Origin of the sequence: Mycobacterium sp., from assembly GCF_049281135.1 — a bacterium.
In the GTDB taxonomy this organism is placed as follows: domain Bacteria; phylum Actinomycetota; class Actinomycetes; order Mycobacteriales; family Mycobacteriaceae; genus Mycobacterium.
Map to the genome: position 1 here is coordinate 1 of NZ_JBAPRN010000128.1, position 2,926 is coordinate 2,926.

Here is a 2,926-nt window from a genome sequence, read left to right on the forward strand (position 1 = left end):
GTCGCAGTGTGCAGGTTGGTCAGTATCTCGATGGGATCGACGAGCTGCACGGGAATGCGTATCTGGCCCGCGATCGGCGACTCTCGATCCTCGGCGGGCGCGGCGCCTGATTGCGCGAATGGCATCCACATAGCCAGCGGGTCGTCGGGCACGGCGTCGTAGCGTTGTAGCCAGGCACGCATCGACAGAGTGCAGGCGGCCAGCAACACATTCGTGACGTCGCCGCCGAACGCGGTGCTGACCGTTTCCAGATCGGTGTACCAGATCGATGTGAACGCGACGGCCCGGCGATCGGTCAGGGGTGCGCTGAACGCATTGCGTGGAACCGGACCACGCATCGATGACACCGCCGGCGGCGCCGAATCGACTTCTTCGACGGGCTTCCCCCCGCCCAGCTGCCTACGCGCCACGTGCAGCAGACCAGAGACAGTTTCCGCGACAAGGTACAGACCCTTGAATTGGAACTCGAGAAGCTCGCTGATCACCTCGGCGACGAGTTCACCCACCGCGGGCTTGCCCGGACTCGGTTGCCTCGGCTGATCGTCGCTGCCGCGGGAATCAGAGCTCAGTAGCCGGGACCAGATGGCTGCCGCGCCGACACCGCGCTCGCTCAGTACCGGCGACAGGCGCAGCGCCAGCGCCCACTGGCCGCCCGACAGACCGTCAATGCTCCACGCCTCCCAGAGCATTTCGCGGTGATGACGTGATCCCGCACTCAAGTGCGCGATCAGGTCGGCGAATTCGCGCGGACCGCCCGGCGCCTGAAGCGTTGCCCGGTGGATCTGCGACGACGGGTCATACCTGTCGATCTCGGTCCAAAATGGTGGGCCCACGCCCAACGGTCGGTCCACCAGCCTGCTGCGGAAGCGGGTCAGTTGCGGCAACGACGAGCCCACCCATTGCTGTAGCCGCTCGTGGCTGATGTGATCGGTTGGCTCGATAACGATGAACGACACGGTGGGCGCCTGGGTGGTCGACTTCTCCATGAGAAGGCGTAAGCCGTCGACCGCCGACGACCGGACCGCGGTGAATATGCCTCCGGTCAAGCTGACCAAATCCTTTGAACGACAACCTCATTTTCGCGAGCGAAGCCCCGCCGACCGTGCCGACACTACTCTCGTCCGGGCGAGAAACACACCCGCGGTATTCGATCTTCGTTTACAGGAAAGAGTTTTCGTTCGTCAGTCCGCGCTCTGGGAATGCGCCGAGCGCAAAGGTCTCGGCGTTGCCCAGCCCGGTGCCGCCGCCGACCGGATCGTCGATCCGAACCAACAGGTCCCGTAGCTGGTGCAGCTGACGTGCGTTCTCCGGCTTGTCGCAGTCGCTGACATGGCTTCCCTCGACCTTCAGGTCGCCGACCCACTCGCCGTACACCCAGTCGTTCCAGCCGTAGTAGCCCGCGGTGCCGAGATGAAAGCCGGTGGGGCCGGCCGCGGTGATCGTCAGTGGACGTTTGGAGCCATCGGTGTCGCTCAGGATGATCGTTCCGTGCGTGAACCGCCGGTTGCCGTCTTCGAAGTGCATGTCCTGTTCGACCGACGGGAACCGGTGCGAGGTGCCGTCGGGGTTCTGTTGCTCTGCCTGGCAACGGATCTCGCTGAACCCGTCGCCGCGCTCTTCCTGATACATCACGAACAGCGAGTAGGCCGACCCGTCCGGCCGAGTCAGGGTCATCGGCAGCCACGTCATGAACATCTGCTTGATCTTGCGGCTCCCCCGCGGCAGTCCCGGAATCGGCTTGCCGATGCCGGGCCGCAGGCCCCAGGAGTGGTCGCGGATCGAAATCCAATCATCGGCAACGATTTCGACGCGGCTGCCGTCCACCTCGACCCAGCCCGACGCCACCCCGACCTGGTGGTAGCGCAGGATGTTGTGCGTCACCCGGTATCCGTCCGGGCTGCGGTCCGGCCAGGGGTCTTCCAGTGACGCATCGAAACTTCCGCGCAGTTCCACGTCGAACGCGATCGGCGCGTGCTCGTTGGCGTCCAGGCTCACCCGAATGGCCCGCAATGGTTCGACGACCTGATAGTGAATCGGGCCGACTTCGGTGCTCGCCGACGCCGACGACAACCGGCGGCCGGCGCGCACCGTCCACTGTTCGGTGCCGCGGCACACACCGGCGGCACCGTCGAAGACGCCGCGATTGGTGTACTTCCCGATCCCGAGGACGACCTGCAGCGAGTTGTCGCGGGCGTGCGCGATCGTCCAGATCTTCTCCGTCCACGACGGATCCGACTGGCTCACCGTGGCAAATGTGTCAACGATCTGATGGGTGAGCAGCTCATCCTCGGGCACCAAGGCGCCGTAGTTCGTTGACAGCAAATCGATTACCTCACTGCTGGGGGGACCGGACGGGATAAAACGCTACCTTTCGACCAGCGCCAGCGGTAGGCTCAGTGTGACATTTGACCCCTTAGATGTAAGGGACACCATGGCGGCTTCCGCACGTACCGTCGACGCCGAGCTGTCGACGCGACGACGGATTCTTGCCGCCACCTTCGTGGTGCTGGCGCGCGATGGCCGCCGGCGGCTGCAGCTGTCCGACGTGGCCGCGCAGGCCAAGGTGTCCCGCCCGACGCTGTATCGCTACTTCGGCTCCAAAGAGGGACTGCTCGAGGCGTTTGGCCTCTACGAGCAGGACAACTTCGACGCCGGAATCGCCACCGCGATCACCGGATTGAGCGGGGCTGACCGGCTCGATGCGGCACTGCGATTCGTGGTCGACTTTCAGAGCAGCTATTCGCTGGCCTCACTGGCCGAGACCGAGCCCGAATACATTCTGCAGCAGATGAAACGCGTGCTGCCGATCATGCGCGACCGCATCGCGCGGATCATCGGCGGCGAGCAGGCTGAGATCGCGGCGTCAGCCGTTGTGCGAATCGCGGTGTGCCACTATGTGATCGGCGATGACACCCCGGAGCGATTC

3 protein-coding genes are annotated in these 2,926 nt (G+C 64.6%); 1 reads left to right on the forward strand and 2 read right to left on the reverse strand.

What is annotated here, in order from left to right:
• Positions 1 to 1,046, reverse strand: a 1,046-nt coding sequence (locus tag WAN02_RS05285; RefSeq protein WP_422263125.1) for a wax ester/triacylglycerol synthase domain-containing protein, incomplete at its 3' end; no start/stop codon positions are given.
• Positions 1,047 to 1,158: 112 nt separating this feature from the next.
• Positions 1,159 to 2,322 (reverse strand): hypothetical protein, encoded by a 1,164-nt coding sequence (locus tag WAN02_RS05290; RefSeq protein ID WP_422263126.1) that lies wholly within the window; start codon positions 2,320 to 2,322, stop codon positions 1,159 to 1,161.
• Between the two features lie 109 nt (positions 2,323 to 2,431).
• On the opposite strand from WAN02_RS05290, the gene WAN02_RS05295 reads away from it, so the two are divergent.
• Positions 2,432 to 2,926, forward strand: a 495-nt coding sequence (locus WAN02_RS05295) for a TetR/AcrR family transcriptional regulator (protein WP_422263127.1), incomplete at its 3' end; no start/stop codon positions are given.